Genomic DNA, 17,294 nt, shown 5'->3' on the forward strand with positions numbered 1-17,294 from the left:
CGGATCGTGGAAAGCGAGGGGGCGGCAGTGACCGAGCCGCACGAGGACGGGATGCCGGACGGTCTCACGGGCCCGGAGCGGGCCGTGTGGCGGGCGTTCCGCGTCGGCAGGACGTGCGATCTGACGGAGGGGATCGCGGAGCTGGACGACCCTTTCGGGGGGCGGGAGTGGGGGGAGGAGCGGAGCGTCCGCGCCGACGTGGTGGCGCTGCTGCTGCTCGCCGGACCGCCGGCCAGGTCCGGGCGGGTGGCCGCGCTGAAGCTGCGCGGGGTCCGGATCACGGGCGTGCTCAACCTGGCGGGCGGGACGATAGGGCCGTACGTCGAGCTGCACGGCTGCCGGTTCGACGGCGAGGTGGTGCTGCCCGAGGCCCGCTTCGGCACCTTGCGGATGGTCGAGTGCGCGCTGCCGCGCCTGGAGGCCGCCCGGCTGCACACCGAGGGGGACCTGCACCTTCCGCGCTGCCGGGTGAGATGGGGGATCCGCCTCACCGACGCGCAGATCGGCACGGACCTGCTCGTCAACCAGATCCAGGTGTGGCCGGACCGGCGCGGACGGGCCATCGCCGCGGACGGTCTCGTGGTCGCCCAGGACCTCCAGGCCGAGCTGATCGAGACGCACGGGGAGCTGAGCCTGCGCGGGGCGAACATCGGCGTCTCGCTCAGCCTGCGGGGCAGCGTGCTGCGCGGCGCGCAGGGCCGCCGCGCGCTCAACGCACCGCAGCTGACGGTGGAGCGCTCGCTCTATCTGAACGCGGCCTGGGTGTACGAGGACGCGGGTTTCACGGGAAGCACCACGACCACCCCGCCGTACGGGGTGACGCCCGCCCAGGGCGCCCACCGCAAGCCGGTGGAGTTCCACGGCGGCGTGCGGCTCGACGACGGCCGGTTCGGTGACGCGGTGGACCTGCACCACGCCCGGTTCCTGCTGGACGGGGCCCGCCGGGAGGAGGTCTCGCTGCGCCGGATCGTCACCCCGGAGCTGAGGTTCAACGGGGAGCGCCCCGAGGAGGGCCGCGTCGTGCTCAACGGCGCCAAGGTCGTCACACTGATCGACCTGTCGACCAGCTGGCCGGGCCCCGGCGGGCTCGCCATGGGCGGGTTCGCCTACGAGAACCTCGTGCCGTACGGGCACTTCCCGCTCGCCCGGCGCCTGGAGTGGGTGGCGGCGGCGACCCCGGAGTACGCCCCCGAGCCGTACGAACGCCTCGCGACCGTCCTGCGCAACAGCGGGGAGGACGCCGACGCCCGCGAGGTGCTGCTTGCCAAGCAGCGGCGCAGACGGGAGACCCTGCCGGTGGCGGGCAAGCTCTGGGGATACCTCCAGGACCTGACCGTGGCGTACGGCTACCGGCCGGGGCGGGCGGCGCTGTGGATGGCGGTCCTGTGGGCGGCGGGCACGGTGGCCTTCTCCCGCTACCGCCCGATACCGCTGAAGGCGGACGAGGCGCCCGCCTGGAACGGCCCGCTGTACGCCCTGGACCTGCTGATCCCGGTGATCAACCTCGGCCAGGACGGCTACTGGCGGCTCGAAGGCGCCTGGCAGTGGGTGGCGGCGGTGCTGATCCTGCTGGGCTGGATCCTGGCGACGACGGTGGCGGCGGGCGCGACCCGGCTCCTGAGCCGGGGTTAGAGCCTGTCGTCAGCAGGGGCTCGGGGTGTCGTCAGCAGGAGCCATGGCTGTCGTCGGACTCCCGTCGTCGCCCGGAGGCGGGTGTTCGACGAGAGGGCCGGGGCGGCGGAGGTTTGGTGTACGGGCTGTGACGCAGGCTGCCGAGGCCGGAGGAGCCGGGACAGAATAGGGCGCACCATGTCCTTGCTCCGTGCCCTGATCGGCACCGTCCGCTCGGCCCGGCACACCCCGCGGCTCGCCGCCGGGTTCGTCCCGGACGACGACGTGCTGCTCGACGCCCCGGACGAGCGGCTCGCCCCCGCCCTGGTCGCCGCCGCCCTCGACGATCCGGAGCCCGCCGCGAAGCTGCTCGCCACCACCCGGGACGCCGGCGAGTGGGAGGACCGCGACCGGTACGTCACCCGGCTCGCCACCTTCGCGCACCGCAGGGACGACTGGCTGACCCACTGGCTCGCCGCCGCGCCCGGCGACCCCGACGCCGTGCTCGTCACGGCGCAGCTCTCCGTCCGCAGGGCCTGGGAGTCCCCCGCGCGGGCCGAGCGGCTGCGCGAGCTCGGCCCACTGATCACGGCGGTCGCCGAGGCGGCCTCGCACGACCCGGTGCCGTGGCGGCTCGCCCTGGACCACGCACGCGGGGCACACGCCGGGCACACCGTCTTCGAGTCGCTCTGGGAGCAGGCGGTGCGGCGCTCCCCGCACCACTACGGCTCCCATGTCGCGGCCCTCAAGTACCTCTCCGCGCAGTGGTACGGCTCACACCGGGCCGCCTTCGACTTCGCCGAGCAGGCGGCCGACGACGCCGCCGCCGACTCGCTCGTACGTGCGTTGCCGGTCCGCGCCGCCTACGACCGGCTGCGGATGCCCGCGCACCTGGACCCGTCCGTGGTGGAGGCCCGGATCGACCGGGCGGCGCACCGCGCCCTGGCCCTGTCGGCGTCCTTCCCGACGGGCGACCCCTGGCCCGCGGAGGTCCGCAACCTGCTCGCGTACGTGCTGGTCGAGCGCGCGCGGTGGGAGGAGGCGGCGGAGGAGTTCGGCCGGGTCGGGGCCCACGCGACCTCGTTCCCGTGGGGGGCCGCGCGGGGCGCCGGCCGGTCAGCCGTACGGGACGATCCGCTGCGCGGTTTCCTCACCGCGCGGGACCGGGTGCGGGGCGAGGTGGCCCGCCGGACGCCGCTGTGGGGCACCGGAGGCGGACGGGCCGGACGACATGGGCCCGGCGGCCATTAGGCTGACCGCTGTGACCACCGCTCGCCTGCCTCTCTTTCCGCTCAACACGGTGCTGTTCCCGGGCCTCGTGCTGCCGCTGAACGTCTTCGAGGCGCGTTATCGCGCCATGATGCGCGAGCTGCTCACGATCGACGACTCGGAGCCGCGCCGCTTCGCCGTCGTCGCCATCCGCGACGGCCGCGAGGTCGCGCCGACCGCGCCGGGCATGCCGGACCAGACGGCGCTGCCGGAGAAGGGCCCGGCGGCGGGCTTCGGCCCCGACCCCGTCCAGGCCTTCCACCGGGTCGGGTGCATCGCCGACGCGGCGTCGATCCGGGAGCGCGCCGACGGCAGCTTCGAGGTGATGGCCACCGGGACGACCCGGGTGAAGCTGCTGTCGGTCGACGCGAGCGGGCCGTTCCTCGTCGCCGAGGTCGAGGAGATCCCGGAGGAGCAGGGCGAGGAGGCCGGCCCCCTCTCCGAGGGGGTGCTGCGGGCCTTCCGCAGTTATCAGAAGCGGCTCGCGGGGGCGCGGGAGCGTTCGCTGACGACGAGTGAGCTGCCGGACGACCCCTCGGTGGTGTCGTACCTGGTCGCGGCCGCGGCGGTGCTCGACACCCCGTCGAAGCAGCGGCTGCTCCAGGCCCCGGACACGGCGACGCGGCTGCGCGAGGAGCTGACGCTGCTCCGCGCGGAGACGGCGGTGCTCCGGCATCTGCCGTCGCTGCCGGTGGTGGACCTGACGCAGACCCCGACGTACCCGAACTGACCCGGCCCCGGCCGACCCGAGCCGGTCGGTGACCAGCCGACCGGGCCGTTCCGGGCCAGGCCGACCCGGAACCAGCCGACCCGAGCCGAGGAAGAGCGAGCGCGTGGCGAAGAAGCAGAAGAAGAACAGTGGCGGCACGCCGGCGACGGTGGCCCTGACGGCGGCCGGTACCGACTTCACCCTCCACGCGTACGAGCACGACCCGGCCTCCCCCTCGTACGGCGAGGAGGCGGCGGAGGCCCTCGGCGTCTCCCCCGACCGGGTCTTCAAGACGCTGGTGGCGGACGTCGACGGCGAGCTGACGGTCGCCGTGGTCCCCGTGGCGGGCCAGCTCGACCTGAAGGCGCTGGCCTCCGCGGTCGGCGGCAAGCGGGCGGCGATGGCGGACCCGGCGGCGGCGGAGCGCACCACGGGCTACGTCCGCGGCGGCATCTCCCCGCTCGGCCAGCGCAAGCGGCTCCGTACGGTCATCGACGCCTCGGCGTCGGAGCACGTGTCCATCTGCGTCTCGGCGGGCCGGCGCGGCCTCGAGGTGGAGCTCTCGCCCGCGGACCTGGCCGCGCTCACCTCCGCGGTGGTGGCCCCGATCGGCCGCGTCTGACGGTCGTCGGCGCGCGGCCGCCGGACCGGTCCCGTCAGCTCGGGGTGGGACCGTGGCCGTACGCCTTCGGCTGGTCCCACGGCTCCGGTTCCGGGTCGCGGGGGCCGAAGAGGCCCATGAGCGCCAGGTACACGATCATCGCGGCGAGCGGCCAGGCCAGCATCGCCGCGGCCGCCAGGTTCAGTTCGAGCGGTGCCTCGAAGGGGACGCCGGAGCCGACCGCCTTCGCGTGGGCGACCACGTTCCGCGTGGGGCCGAAGTACGTCCCGAGGCCCCAGGCGAGCAGCGAGCCGAGCACACCGCCGAGCGCGAGTCCGAGGACCAGCGGGACACCGCCCTTGCGGCGCAGCAGGAAGACGACGAGCGCGGCGACCGCCCCGAAGGCCAGCGCGAGGAGCACGAACGTCCCGTCCGCGCCGATCGCCGCCTCCCCCTCGGAGTTGCGGAGGTAGACCCCCTTGCCGTCCGAGATGAGCAGGACACGCGGGGCCAGGTTCAGCCACAGCACCCCGAGCAGCGCCCCCGCGACCGCCGAGACGAGGGTCACCAGAACGCCCCGCACGACCTCGGCCGCCGTGATCGGGTCCCCTTCCGGGCCGGGCACCGGCGGGGGCGGCGGCGGCCAGTCGGGGTCGTGCGGCTGCGGCTGGTGAGGCGGAGTCAGAGGTGCGGTCACCCCGCCATCGTGCCAGGTGCTCCCGTGTCCCGCCTCAGCGGACGGCGGCCCGCCGGTACGCCCAGGTGGCGACCGCGAGGGAGACCACGCCGACCACCCCGCAGACGGCGAGGTCGAGGGCGACGGCCGCCCAGTCGGGGTGCGGGTCGAAGGTGCGGGCCAGGGCCTCCACGCCGTACGTCGACGGCAGCAGGTCCCGGGCCCAGCCGATGGGCCCGGGCAGCCGCTCCGGCGGGAGGACGCCGAGGAGCAGCGCCGCCGACATGCCGAGCTGGCCGAGGAGGGTGGCCATTTCCTGGCGGGGCGCGAGGAGCCCGAGAGCGGCGCCGAGCCCGGCGAGCGCCGCCCCGGCGAGCGGGACGACGGCGGCGAGGATCCAGAGGTGCCCCAGCGGCAGCCCGAAGAGCACGGACCCCGCGACGGCCGTGACGGCGGTGCCGGGCACGGTGAAGGAGGCGTACGCCCCGGCCGCGCCGAGCACGACGGCGGCGGGCGGCACGGGCAGGGTGGCGTAGTGGTCGAGGCCGCCGGTCGCCCGCAGCTGCCCGAAGTACTGGGCGAGCAGGTTGAGCGCGACGAAGGCGACGACGAGGACGGTGGAGCCGGCCACGACGGCGCGCGCCTCGGAGCCGCCGTCGACGACCCCACGCATCAGGACCATGATCCCGATGGACTGGAAAGTGGCCACGAAGAGAAGGGGGATGCGGGCGACCCGGGCCCGGGAGAGCTGCGCGCGGTAGACGGCGGCCATGGCCGGCAGCAACCGGGCGCGCGGGGCGAGGGGCGCCGCGGCGCCCTCGTCGTCGCGGGCCCGGACGGGAAGCGCGCCGGTCGGCAGGACCTCGGCGGACACGGTGCTCACTGCGTACAGCTCCTGACGGTCACGTACGGGACGCGGAGGCGTCGGGGTTGCGGGCGGGCACGGGGGCGTCGGGGACGCGCGTGGAGGTCCCGGGAGAACGGGCGGTCGTGCGGCCCTCGGGGACGCGGGCGCGCGAGGAGCGCCCGGGGGTCCGGAAAGGTCACGACTTCACCAGCCCCTCGGTCGCGCCGCCGAGCGCCAGGTACACGTCCTCCAGGCTGGGTGTCGCCAGGGTGAAGTCGTCGAGGGCGGCGAAGGCGGCGCCGCCGGTGACGGTGGCGACGGCCGCGCGGGCCGCGTCGGGGGCGAGCCGGAGGATCCAGCGCCGTCCCGTCTCCTGGGCGAGCCCGCGCAGCGCGGCGACCTCGGGCAGATGGAGGGGCGCCGACTCGCGCCACACCAGCTCCACGCGGACCTCGCCCGCGACGCGTTCCTTGAGTCCGGCGGGGGTGTCACAGGCGATGACCCTGCCGCGCTCCAGCACGGCGACCCGGTCGAGGACGGTCTCGGCCTCGATGACGTTGTGGGTGACGAGCAGCACGGTGGTGCCGTGTTCGGCGCGCCGCCGGTCGACGGCCGCCCAGACGGCGCGGCGGGCGACGGGGTCCATGCCGGTGGTGGGCTCGTCGAGGACGAGGACGGGGCGCCGGCCGACGAGCACGGCGGCGAAGCAGGCGAGCCGCCGCTGTCCGCCGGAGAGCTTCCTGAGGGGCCGGGAGGCCAGTTCCCCGAGGCCGAGCTCCGCCAGGACGGCGTCGCGCTCGGCGCGGGCGTCGTGGGCGGTGAGGCCGCGCAGCCGTCCGGTGGTCTCGGCGGCCAGGGCGACGGTCAGCTCGTCGAGGGCGGTGGACTCCTGGCCGAGGTACGCGAGGAGCCGGGCGGCCCGCTCGGGGTGGCGTACGAGGTCGTGGCCGAGGAGCCGGACGGAGCCGGAGTCGGGGCGCATGAGTCCGGTGAGCTGGCGCACGAGGGTGGACTTGCCGGCTCCGTTGGGGCCGAGCAGGCCGAAGATCTCGCCGCCGCGCACGTCGAGGCTGATCCCGTCGGTGGCCCGCACCTCGGGTGTCGCGGGCGCGCCGCGCCTGCCGCGCGTGGCGGGGTACGTCTTGACCAGATCCCGCACCGCGCACACCGTACTCACGGGGGAAGAGCCTACGGGGTCGCCGGGCCCGCTCCGGGCGCGGGGGCGGGTTCGGCGGCGGCCCGGACGTCGATCTCGCGCCAGAAGCCGGCCCGGATCGCGTACCGGTCGTGCTCGTCGATCTGGTCGTCCTTGTGGGCGAGCAGACCGAAACGTGCGGCGTAGCGGAGGAGTTCGCCGTCGATGCGGTGGGGGATGCGGGGGTAGAGGGTGGACAGCTTCTGGACGTGGCTCTGCTCGGGGAGCCGTTCCATCCACCTGCGGGCGAACACCTGTCCGACCTCGAACGGGTCTCCGCCGACGGTGGTGATGTCCTCCTCGCGGTCCGCCCAGCGCTGCTCGGCGCTGGTGAGGGTGGCGAGGGTGGGGAGGGAGGCGGTCTCGGCCGGTTCGCCGAGCGTGGGGGCGGGGCGTTCGACCCAGCCCCGGTCGGAGGACCAGCGGAGCGCGCTCGCGCCCTGCGGCGCGGGGGCGCCGCCGGCGGCCGCGCCCGGACCGCGGAGCCCGGCCAGGTCCTTGGGGGTGGGGACGACCTTGCCGGAGGCGGGGGCGGCCGCGCCGGCGCCGTGCCCGTCGTCGCGGACGTGTCCGTTGCCGTGGGAGTGGCCGTCCCCCCGGTGCGCGTGACCGTCACCGTGGGCGTGCCCGTTGCCGTCGGCGGTGGAGACCTCCCCGGCGGCCCGGGTGGCCGCCGCCTCGTCGGCGGCGCGTCCGGCGGAGGCGGCGAGGGCCGCCTCGGGCAGCGGCGCGGAGAGGATGGCGGCGATCTCGGGGCGCGGGGCGGGCGGCGGCGCGCAGATGCCGGTCAGGTCCTTGGCGCGGACGGCGCGGGTGATCCAGGCCCGGTCGAGGACCCGGCGTTCGTCGGCCTCGGCGACCAGGTCCTCGGACTGGTTGTAGTCGCCGTCGGCGGCCTGGACGGCCCAGAGGTGGACGGCGACGCCGTGCTCCTTGGCGGACATCAGGCCGGGCAGCAGGTCGCCGTCGCCGGTGACGAGCACGATGTCGGAGCAGGCCCTGTTCCTGGCGAGTTCGGTCAGCTCGGTGTGCATGGCCGCGTCGACGCCCTTCTGGGCCCAGCGTCCGTCGCTCCGGGTCAGGGCGCCGAGCCGGACGGTGACCCGGGGCATCACCCGCAGCCTGCGGTGCTCGGGCTGGGGCACCCGGTCGGGCGCGCCGTCGAACCAGTAGATCCGCAGCAGGGGAAGCGCGGTCTCGGCCTCGGCGCGCTGGCGCAGCTGCTGGATGAGCCCGGCGTGGTCGACGGTGATCCTGGAGCGGGCCGGTTCCCCGGCGAGGAGACTGGCGGCGGCGCCCAGCAGGTAGCCGGCGTCCACCAGGACGACGCAGCGGTCCACGTGTTCCACCCTCTTTCGGGAACCTCGGGATCGGAGTTGCTTCGGATTTCCTTCGAGTCTGCCCGAAGGGCGGGGGCTCGACGGTCGGAACTGGATCATCGGCGTGGCGGATGTCACGGCCGCCGGACCCTTACGCTCCGTAATGATCCAACATGCGATGGTTCATGCGGTATGTGAGTCTGGCAGCGGCCCTGGCCCCTAGGTCCCTTTGAGGAGGCATCCCCATGGCCAAGAACCGCAATCAGAACCGCAGCCAGAAGCAGCAGTCGCCGGCCGAGCGCGGCACCCAGCAGGCGCAGCAGTCGGCGATGGAGTCCGAGGCGTCGCAGCGCGCGTCCCAGGTCCTGCCGAGCGACGTCGCCCGCAAGGGCCGTCAGAAGCGCTTCGGGCACAACTGACGCGACCACGGCAAAGGGGCGCGCCCGTGACAACGGGCGCGCCCCTTGCGCGCGGCCGGCCGCGCGGCCACGCGGGGGTGCAGGTCACACGGGGTGCGGTCACTCCGCCCCGCCCTCACACCGCCGTCGCCACGGATCACGGCGTCCAGGGAGCGTCTAGCCCGCCAGGCAGGACGGGCCGAGCAGCACCTTCAGGTCGCCGAAGAGCGCCGGGTCGGGCTGCACCCGGTGCCGGTCGAGCCGGAGCACGGTCGTCTTCCGGGGGCCCTGGAGCTTGATCCGTACCTCGGTGTTGCCCTTGTGATGGCCGAGGATCTCGCCGAGCCGGGTGACCATCGGCGGGGTCACCTTGACGGTGGGGATGGTGAGGATCACCGGCGCGTTGGTCCCGGCGTTCGACAGGTCGGGGACCATCAGCTCCATGGCGACCAGACGGGGCACGTCCTCGCGCTTGTCGAGCCGTCCCTTGACGAAGACGACCGTGTCCTCGACGAGCTGGGTGGAGACCAGCTGGTACGTGGCCGGGAAGAACATGCACTCGATGGAGCCGGCCAGGTCCTCGACGGTGGCGATCGCCCAGGCGTTGCCCTGCTTGGTCATCTTCCGCTGGAGGCCGGAGATGATGCCGCCGATGGTGACGACCGCGCCGTCGGCGTGCTCACCGCCGGTGAGCTGGGAGATCGCCGCGTCCGTCTTGTCGGACAGGACGTGCTCGATACCGAAGAGCGGGTGGTCGGAGACGTACAGGCCGAGCATCTCGCGCTCCTGGGCGAGCAGGTACGACTTCTCCCACTCGACGTCGGAGAACTCGACGTCGAGACCGAAGCCCGGCTCGTCGGCCGTCTCCTCGCCCATGCCGCCGAAGAGGTCGAACTGTCCCTCGGCCTCCTTGCGCTTGACCGCCACCACGTTGTCGATCATCGGTTCGTGGTGGGCGACCAGGCCCTTGCGGGTGTGGCCCATCTCGTCGAAGGCACCGGCCTTGATCAGCGACTCGATGGTCCGCTTGTTGCAGACGACGGCCTCGACCTTGTCGAGGAAGTCCGGGAAGGAGGAGTACTTCCCCTTGGCCTTGCGCGACTTGATGATCGACTCGACGACGTTGGTGCCGACGTTACGGACGGCGGAGAGGCCGAAGAGGATCACGTCGTCGCCCTGGGCGGCGAAGTTCGACTCGGACTCGTTCACGTTGGGCGGCAGGACCTTGATGCCCATGCGCCGGCACTCGTTCAGGTAGACGGCGGACTTGTCCTTGTCGTCCTTGACCGAGGTGAGCAGTCCCGCCATGTACTCGGCGGGGTGGTTGGCCTTGAGGTAGGCGGTCCAGTAGGAGACCAGGCCGTACGCGGCGGAGTGGGCCTTGTTGAAGGCGTAGCCGGCGAAGGGGACCAGGACGTCCCAGAGGGCCTTGATGGCCTCGTCGCTGTAGCCGTTCTTCTTGGCTCCGGCCTGGAAGATGGTGAAGTTCTTCGCCAGCTCCTCGGGCTTCTTCTTGCCCATCACGCGGCGGAGGATGTCCGCCTCGCCGAGCGAGTAGCCGGCGATGATCTGCGCGGCCTTCTGCACCTGCTCCTGGTACACGATCAGGCCGTAGGTGACCGCGAGCACCTCTTCGAGCGGCTTCTCCAGCTCGGGGTGGATCGGGGTGATCTCCTGCTGCTTGTTCTTGCGCAGCGCGTAGTTGGTGTGGGAGTTCATGCCCATCGGGCCCGGCCGGTACAGGGCGGACACGGCGGAGATGTCTTCGAAGTTGTCGGGCTTCATCAGCCGGAGCAGCGAGCGCATGGGCCCGCCGTCGAACTGGAAGACGCCGAGGGTGTCGCCGCGCTGGAGCAGCTCGAAGGTGGCCGGGTCGTCCAGCGGCAGGGCGAGCAGGTCGAGGTCGATGCCCTTGTTGGCCTTCACCATCTTGACGGCGTCGTCCATGATGGTGAGGTTGCGCAGGCCCAGGAAGTCCATCTTGAGCAGGCCGAGCGACTCGCACTGCGGGTAGTCCCACTGCGTGATGGTGACGCCGTCGGTGTGCCGGACCCAGATCGGCGCGTGGTCGACGATCGGCTCGCTGGACATGATCACGCCGGCCGCGTGGACGCCCATCTGGCGGACCAGGCCCTCGACGCCCCGGGCGGTGTCGATGACCTTCTTGACGTCCGGCTCGTTCTCGTACATCGCGCGGATCTCGCCGGCCTCGCCGTAGCGGGGGTGCGAGGGGTCGGTGATGCCGTTGAGGTCGATGCCCTTGCCGAGGACGTCGGCGGGCATGGCCTTGGTGAGCCGGTCGCCCATGGCGTACGGGTAGCCGAGGACGCGCGCGGAGTCCTTGATCGCGTTCTTCGCCTTGATCTTGCCGTACGTGCCGATCATGGCGACCTTGTCGGAGCCGTACTTCTCCGTCACGTACCGGATCACCTCGACGCGCCGGCGCTCGTCGAAGTCGATGTCGACATCGGGCATCGAGATGCGCTCGGGGTTGAGGAAGCGCTCGAAGATCAGTCCGTGCGGGATCGGGTCGAGGTCGGTGATGCCCATGGCGTACGCGACGATCGAGCCGGCGGCGGAGCCTCGGCCGGGGCCGACCGCGATGCCCTGCTTCTTCGCCCACATGATGAAGTCGGCGACGACGAGGAAGTAGCCGGGGAAGCCCATCGAGATGATGGTGTCCATCTCGTACTCGACCTGCTTCATGCGGTCCTCGGGGATCCCGTTCGGGAACCGGCGGTGCATGCCCCGCATGGTCTCCTCGCGGAACCAGCTGACCTCGGTGTACCCCTCCGGGATGTCGAACTTCGGCATGAGGTTCTTCTCGACGAACATGCCGTCGGTGCTGACCTGCTCGGCGACCAGGAGGGTGTTGCGGCAGCCCTCCTGCCAGGCGTCCGAGGAGTCGATGGCGTACATCTCGTCCGTGGACTTGAGGTAGTAGCCGGTGCCGTCGAAGCGGAAGCGGTCCGGGTCGGAGAGGTTCTTGCCGGTCTGGATGCAGAGCAGGGCGTCGTGCGCGGTCGACTCGTGCGCGTAGGTGTAGTGCGAGTCGTTGGTGACGAGCGGCGGGATGCCGAGCTTCTTGCCGATCTCCAGGAGCCCGTCGCGGACCCGGCGCTCGATCTCGATGCCGTGGTCCATGAGCTCCAGGAAGTACCGCTCCTTGCCGAAGATGTCCTGGTACTCGGAGGCCGACTTGAGGGCCTCGTCGAACTGGCCGAGGCGGAGCCGGGTCTGCAGCTCGCCGGAGGGGCAGCCGGTGGAGGCGATGAGCCCCTCCGACCACTTCGAGATGGTCTCCTTGTCCATCCGGGGCCACTTCTGCAGCCAGCCCTCGGCGTACGCGTCGGAGGAGAGCCGGAAGAGGTTGTGCAGTCCGGTGCTGTTCGCCGCCCAGATCGTCTTGTGGGTGTAACCACCGGAACCGGAGACGTCGTCCCGCTTCTGGTGCGGCTGGCCCCACTGGATCTTCCGCTTGTTGCGCCGGGACTCGGGGGCGACGTACGCCTCGATGCCGATGATCGGCGTCACCCCGGCCTTCTTCGCCGAGTGGAAGAAGTCGTACGCCCCGTGCAGGTTGCCGTGGTCGGACATGGCGATATGGGTCATGCCCATCTCGTTGCACGCGTTGAACATGTCCTTGAGCCGCGCGGCACCGTCCAGCAGGGAGTACTGGGTGTGGACGTGGAGGTGCGTGAAGGGCGGCTTGGTCACGGCGGAAGGTCTCCGTAGCGGTCACAGGGGTGGCTGGGGGGACCGTGGAAGTCTACGTCGGGCGACTGACACCCGAGGGGCACTCACAGCCAGGGTCGCGCGTTGAGAGGCAGGGAACACCTGTCCCAATTGCCCTGAACAGTTCTTCCGGTACGCCCGGTCCCAGGAGGCACCTCGATGTCGGTCCCGCAGCCCACCGCCGCAGAGCGCGGTGAGCACATCCTCACCGTCTTCGACACCGCCTTCGGCGAGCTCCTCGCCGCCGACCCCGCGGCCTTCCGTGTGAAGTTCCGCAAGATGGCCGGATCCGCCTTCGCCTTCTACCGGGGCACGGCCTGCCTCTTCTACTCCGACCTGGAGCGGGAGGCCGCCGGGCGGCCGGGCGGGAGCACAGGGGCCGGCCCCTACCTGGACGAGCGCACCGGCCGGGTCTGGATCCACGGTGATCTGCACGCCGAGAACTTCGGCACCTACATGAACGCCAACGGCCGGCTGATCTTCAACGTCAACGACTTCGACGAGGCCTACGTCGGCCCCTTCACCTGGGACCTCAAGCGGCTCGCCGCCTCCCTGGCGCTCCTCGGGTACGCGAAGGCGCTCGGCGACGGCCAGATCACCGACCTCGTGCGGATCTACGCCGCCGCCTACCGGGAGCGGATCCACGCGCTCGCCATGGGCACCGAGGACCCCTACTCGTCGGAGCTCTCCTCCTTCACCCTGGAGACCGCCGAAGGGGCACTGCTCGGCGCCCTGCGCGAGGCGCGCTCGCTGACGCGCTTCGCGCTGCTCGACTCGATGACCGAGATCCGGGACTTCGAGCGCCGCTTCTCCGCGGGCGGCGGCGCGATCGAGCTGGACGCGGCCACCCGCTACAAGGTCCTGGCGGCCTTCGACGGCTATCTGGAGACCCTGCCGGAGTCCAGCCTCGCCCGCCCCGACTCGTACCGGGTCAAGGACGTGGTCGGGCGGCGCGGGATCGGCATCGGTTCGGCGGGCCTCCCCTCGTACAACATCCTCCTCGAAGGCAACAGCGACGCCCTGGAGAACGACGTCGTGATCTACCTGAAGCAGGCGCAGACCCCGGCGGTCTCCCGCCATGTGACGGACTCGGCGGTACGGGAGTACTTCCAGCACGAGGGCCACCGCACCGTGATCTCGCAGCGGGCGCTCCAGGCGCACGCGGACCCGTGGCTCGGCTGGACCGAGCTCGACGGAGCCGGACAGCTGGTCGCGGAGGTCTCGCCGTACGCGGTGGACCTGGACTGGTCGGACATCGACGACCTGAACGAGATCGCCGCGACCGTGGCCGACCTGGGCCGGGCGACGGCGACCATGCACGCGGCGGCGGACGACTCCAGCGGCCACTCGCTGGTGCCCTTCTCCACGGAGCGGGCCATCGACGCGGCGATCGCCGCCGACGAGGAGGGCTTCGGGGACCTCCTGGTGGACTTCGCGCACGCCTACGGAGCTCGTGCACGGGCCGACCACCAGATCTTCGTGGACCTCTTCCGCAACGGCCGGATACCCGGTCTGTGAGGGGACGCCCCGCGGCCTCCGTGGGGCCGGTGGGGCGTCCCACAGCCTGCCCTTAAGGACCCCTTACGGCCCGGCATGGCACACTCCACGACGATGGACATGGCAGGGACGCAGCTGAGAGCGCTGCGGGCGGCGTTCTTCACGGCACTGGTCGTGACGCTGTCCGTGGCGTCCCACGTGCTGCTCTCGCGCGTGCCGCTGCCGCTCGGCACGGTCGCGCCGGTCGCGGTCGGCGTGTTCGCCGTGGCGTACGCGCTGGCCGGCCGGGAGCGCGGCCTCGGCCCGATCGCGGGCCTCCTCGTCCCCCTCGAACTGGCGGCGGACACGCTCTTCACCAGCGGCCAGGCGGTCTGTTACGGCGCCGCCGGCGGCCCGGTGGCCGGTTCCCTGCGCACGGTGGGCCTCGAGGTGTTCTGCGGCGGCGCCGTGGGCACCCCGCTGCCGGGCGTGGCGGCCCCCGAGAGCGGCACCGCGGCCGCCCTGCTCGACTCCCCCGAACCGGCGCTGCCGTGGCTGCTGCTCCTCGCCCATGTGGGCGTGGGTCTCACGGCGGCGGTCTGGCTGCGCGGCGGGGAGCGGGCGCTCGCCCGGCTGTGCGGCGCGGTGGCGGGCTTCGCCTGCCGGCCGCTGCTGCTCGTGGCGGCCCTCTCCGGTTCGACAGGTCCGGCGCCGCGGCGCGCCGGACGGCCCGTGGGACGGCCCCGGCCTTCCCGTACCCGGCTCCTCACGCACTCCGTGGGGCGGCGGGGACCGCCGTGCCCGGCCTTCGCTCTCGTCTGAGCGGCACGGCCCGCAGGCACGCAGTCCCCTCTTCCTTCTCCCGGCTCCGCCGGACCACACCTCACGGAGATCACGATCATGAGTGCACGCAACTCCCAGGCCAACAAGGCCGCCGCCCGCGAGCGGCTGCGCGTCGAGCGCGAGCGCCAGGCGAAGAAGGAACGGGCGCGCCGGCAGCTCGTCGTCGGTGTCTCGGCCGTGGCCGTGCTGGCCGTCGCCGGCGGCATCGGCTACGCCGTGGTGCAGTCCAACAAGCCCTCCGCGTGGGAGGCGGCGGCGAAGGCCTCGACCGTGAAGGCCCCGAAGAACACCTCGGGCACGAACGGCACGACCGTCGTCATCGGCAAGTCGTCCGCGAAGAAGACCCTGGAGCTGTACGAGGACTCGCGCTGCCCGGTCTGCGCGACCTTCGAGCAGTCGGTGGGCGCCACGGTCGAGAAGGACGTGGAGGCGGGCAAGTACAAGATCAAGTACGTCGGTGCCACCTTCATCGACGACGCCGCCACCGGCGAGGGCTCGAAGAACGCTCTCTCGGCGCTCGGCGCGGCCCTGGACGTGAGCCCCGAGGCCTTCGTGACGTACAAGGCGGCGCTCTACTCGGCGAAGTTCCACCCGGAGGAGAACGACGACAAGTTCGCCAAGGACTCCTACCTCCTGGAGGTGGCGGACTCCGTGCCGGCCCTCAAGGGCAACGCGGCGTTCAGGAAGAACGTCGAGGACGGCACCTTCGACGCCTGGGCGATGAAGATGTCGAAGGCCTTCGACGACAGCGGGGTGACCGGCACGCCGACCCTGAAGATGGACGGCAAGCCGGTGACGGTGGCGGGCAGCGACAGCCCGCCGATGACGCCGGCCGAGTTCACCACGGCGGTCGACGCGGCCCTCAAGGGCTGAGCGGAGCGTCCTCTTTCGCTTCCCTGGTCCGCTCCCCTCCGGCGGATCAGGGAGCGAAGGAGAGCATGCGGGGCTCGTTCCGGGCGTCGTCGCCGTCCAGGTTCGCGGGTGTGAGGACGAGCCGGTCGCCCACGTAGGCGTTCTCTCCGACGACCCCCACTCCGAACTCGACCCTCGCGGTGGACTCGGGGAGCTTCAGCACGTCCCTGATCGTGCCGGCGCCGCCCGGGCCGACCCGGAAGACCCGCCCGGGTTTGCCGCCCGTGCTCACCTCGTAGACGAACCCGGTCCTCCCCGGTCCGACGCGCAGGGGGAAGTAGCCGTACGAGGGCGTGTCCGACTTCACGCCCCAGACCAGCTTCCCGGTACCGAGGTCGTAGGCGCCGACGCGATCGGTGCCGCCCAGGACGACGAGCCCCCCTCCGACGACGGCCTGCCGGCACGCCTGGGCGTCGCCGGACGTGTCCACCGAGTCGCCGCAGTGCTCGAAGCCCTTCCCCCGGGGGTCGATGGTCCTGCGGGCCCGGCCGTCGGGCCCGAGGGCGACGACCCGCCAGTCGTCGGCGTGCGTCTCCCGGCGCGCGGTGGTGATCACGGCCGGGTCGACGGAGAGCACCTGGCCGACCCTCCAGCCCGGCTCCGTCCGGAAGCGCCACCGGACCTTGCCCGTGACCGGGTCGATCTCCCGGACCTGGTGGTACGACGTCTCCGTCAAGGAGATCGCGCAGACAGCGAGCACCAGGAGCCGGGTGCCGCCCGCCACCCTGCCGGGATGGCACTTCCCGGGGTTCTCCATGGGGATGTCGTACAGCTTCCGGCCGTCGGCGACCCGGTACGCGGCGGCCTTCATGCTGTGGACGAACGCGACGGTGCCGCCGCTGATCGCGCTGTCCACCATGATCGTGTCGTCCCCCGCGCCCGTCTCGGTCAGCTCCTTGTGCCAGCCGGCCCTGCCGGTGCGCAGGTCGATCATCCGGAGCTGGTTGCACCGGGCGCCGGTCCACGCCTCGACGTTCTGGAGGATGATGACGACCTTGCCGTCGGGGGTCGCGTTGACCGGGGTCTCGCAGACGGGGGTCGGGAGGGTGATGCTCCACAGCTCGGCGCCGTCGCCGAGCCGGTGGGCGACGACCTTCTTGTAGACGGCCTGGACGACGGTGTCCCCGATGATCCAGAGGTCCTCGGTCGGGATGTGCCGGCGGGGCAGGTCGGTGCGGTCGTCGACGATCCAGGCGCTCGCCTCGCCGGCCTTGCGCTTGCGTGCGATCTCCTCGCCGGTCGGGATCCGGGAGGGCGTCGGCGCGGGGCGGGCGGTCGCCTTCGGCGGTGCCGTCGTGGTGGGCGGGGCCGCGCGCTCCGCCCTGGCGCGGTCCGCTCCGTCGCGCTCGCCGAGGACGTACCCGCCGGTGCCGACGAGCAGCAGCAGGGCGAGGCCCGCGGCGGCCAGCGGCCACCGGCGGCGGCGCGGGCGGGGCGGCGGCGGGCCGTAGCCCCCGGGGGCGTACGGGTTGTCCGGCACGGGCCAGGACGGTGGACGGTGCCTGTACCAGGGCTCGTTCGACTGCGACATCCGGTTCCCCCCTGCGACGGTGCGAGCGGCCCCATCCGAAGGTGTCCTCCGGAAAGCCGTTCTGATCCCGGGTCAGGTTAGCGATCCCCGCGGACACCCGGCCGCGGCGGGGACGCGACCGGTGGGCGACGGGCCGGCGAACTTCCGGATATCGCCTGCCCACCGAACGTAC

14 protein-coding genes are annotated in these 17,294 nt (G+C 72.6%); 8 read left to right on the plus strand and 6 right to left on the minus strand.

Annotated elements, in window-relative coordinates; translation table 11 throughout:
- Window positions 1–27 precede the first annotated feature (27 nt).
- The 4 genes from ACFVYX_RS21225 (at window position 28) to ybaK (ending at window position 4,211) form a co-directional block, all read left to right on the plus strand.
- Window positions 28–1,632: an oxidoreductase gene (locus tag ACFVYX_RS21225; protein ID WP_389682958.1), complete on the plus strand. Its 1,605-nt coding sequence runs from the start codon at window positions 28–30 to the stop codon at window positions 1,630–1,632.
- A gap of 177 nt (window positions 1,633–1,809) precedes the next feature.
- Window positions 1,810–2,862, plus strand: coding sequence for a hypothetical protein (locus ACFVYX_RS21230; protein WP_389682959.1), 1,053 nt, complete (start codon window positions 1,810–1,812; stop codon window positions 2,860–2,862).
- A 10-nt stretch (window positions 2,863–2,872) separates the two neighbouring features.
- A complete protein-coding gene (locus ACFVYX_RS21235) occupies window positions 2,873–3,610 on the plus strand; it encodes an LON peptidase substrate-binding domain-containing protein (protein WP_389682960.1) in 738 nt (245 codons plus the stop codon).
- A gap of 103 nt (window positions 3,611–3,713) precedes the next feature.
- Entirely contained in the window at window positions 3,714–4,211 is a 498-nt protein-coding gene (ybaK, locus tag ACFVYX_RS21240) for a Cys-tRNA(Pro) deacylase (RefSeq protein ID WP_389682961.1), read from the plus strand.
- A 34-nt stretch (window positions 4,212–4,245) separates the two neighbouring features.
- On the opposite strand, the gene ACFVYX_RS21245 is transcribed toward ybaK, so the two are convergent.
- The 4 genes from ACFVYX_RS21245 to ACFVYX_RS21260 form a co-directional block, all read right to left on the minus strand.
- Window positions 4,246–4,887 carry a DUF2567 domain-containing protein gene (locus ACFVYX_RS21245; RefSeq protein ID WP_389682962.1) on the minus strand — a complete coding sequence of 214 codons (642 nt, stop codon included), beginning with the start codon at window positions 4,885–4,887 and terminating at the stop codon, window positions 4,246–4,248.
- A 34-nt stretch (window positions 4,888–4,921) separates the two neighbouring features.
- Complete coding sequence (locus tag ACFVYX_RS21250; RefSeq protein WP_389682963.1) at window positions 4,922–5,749, minus strand: ABC transporter permease; 828 nt, start codon at window positions 5,747–5,749, stop codon at window positions 4,922–4,924.
- Between the two features lie 160 nt (window positions 5,750–5,909).
- Entirely contained in the window at window positions 5,910–6,881 is a 972-nt protein-coding gene (locus ACFVYX_RS21255) for an ABC transporter ATP-binding protein (RefSeq protein ID WP_389683083.1), read from the minus strand.
- Window positions 6,882–6,901: 20 nt separating this feature from the next.
- Window positions 6,902–8,257 (minus strand): NYN domain-containing protein, encoded by a 1,356-nt coding sequence (locus tag ACFVYX_RS21260; RefSeq protein ID WP_389682964.1) that lies wholly within the window; start codon window positions 8,255–8,257, stop codon window positions 6,902–6,904.
- A gap of 215 nt (window positions 8,258–8,472) precedes the next feature.
- On the opposite strand from ACFVYX_RS21260, the gene ACFVYX_RS21265 reads away from it, so the two are divergent.
- On the plus strand, window positions 8,473–8,646 hold the full coding sequence (locus tag ACFVYX_RS21265) for a hypothetical protein (protein ID WP_389682965.1): 174 nt from the start codon (window positions 8,473–8,475) through the stop codon (window positions 8,644–8,646).
- 156 nt (window positions 8,647–8,802) lie between these two features.
- Here the strand turns inward: ACFVYX_RS21265 and dnaE are convergent, their stop codons facing one another.
- The gene (gene dnaE / locus ACFVYX_RS21270) at window positions 8,803–12,342 is read right to left on the minus strand and encodes a DNA polymerase III subunit alpha (protein ID WP_389682966.1); all 3,540 of its coding nucleotides are present in this window, start codon (window positions 12,340–12,342) and stop codon (window positions 8,803–8,805) included.
- A 177-nt stretch (window positions 12,343–12,519) separates the two neighbouring features.
- On the opposite strand from dnaE, the gene ACFVYX_RS21275 reads away from it, so the two are divergent.
- From ACFVYX_RS21275 to ACFVYX_RS21285, 3 genes are all read left to right on the plus strand, one after another.
- The gene (locus tag ACFVYX_RS21275; protein ID WP_389682967.1) at window positions 12,520–13,878 is read left to right on the plus strand and encodes a DUF2252 domain-containing protein; all 1,359 of its coding nucleotides are present in this window, start codon (window positions 12,520–12,522) and stop codon (window positions 13,876–13,878) included.
- A 93-nt stretch (window positions 13,879–13,971) separates the two neighbouring features.
- Window positions 13,972–14,658 carry a hypothetical protein gene (locus ACFVYX_RS21280; protein ID WP_389683084.1) on the plus strand — a complete coding sequence of 229 codons (687 nt, stop codon included), beginning with the start codon at window positions 13,972–13,974 and terminating at the stop codon, window positions 14,656–14,658.
- A 78-nt stretch (window positions 14,659–14,736) separates the two neighbouring features.
- Window positions 14,737–15,552: a DsbA family protein gene (locus tag ACFVYX_RS21285; protein ID WP_389682968.1), complete on the plus strand. Its 816-nt coding sequence runs from the start codon at window positions 14,737–14,739 to the stop codon at window positions 15,550–15,552.
- 46 nt (window positions 15,553–15,598) lie between these two features.
- Here the strand turns inward: ACFVYX_RS21285 and ACFVYX_RS21290 are convergent, their stop codons facing one another.
- Complete coding sequence (locus ACFVYX_RS21290; RefSeq protein WP_389682969.1) at window positions 15,599–17,071, minus strand: PQQ-binding-like beta-propeller repeat protein; 1,473 nt, start codon at window positions 17,069–17,071, stop codon at window positions 15,599–15,601.
- Window positions 17,072–17,294 lie beyond the last annotated feature (223 nt).

The sequence above is a fragment of the Streptomyces sp. NPDC058326 genome (assembly GCF_042879855.1).
Classification (GTDB): Bacteria; Actinomycetota; Actinomycetes; order Streptomycetales; family Streptomycetaceae; genus Streptomyces.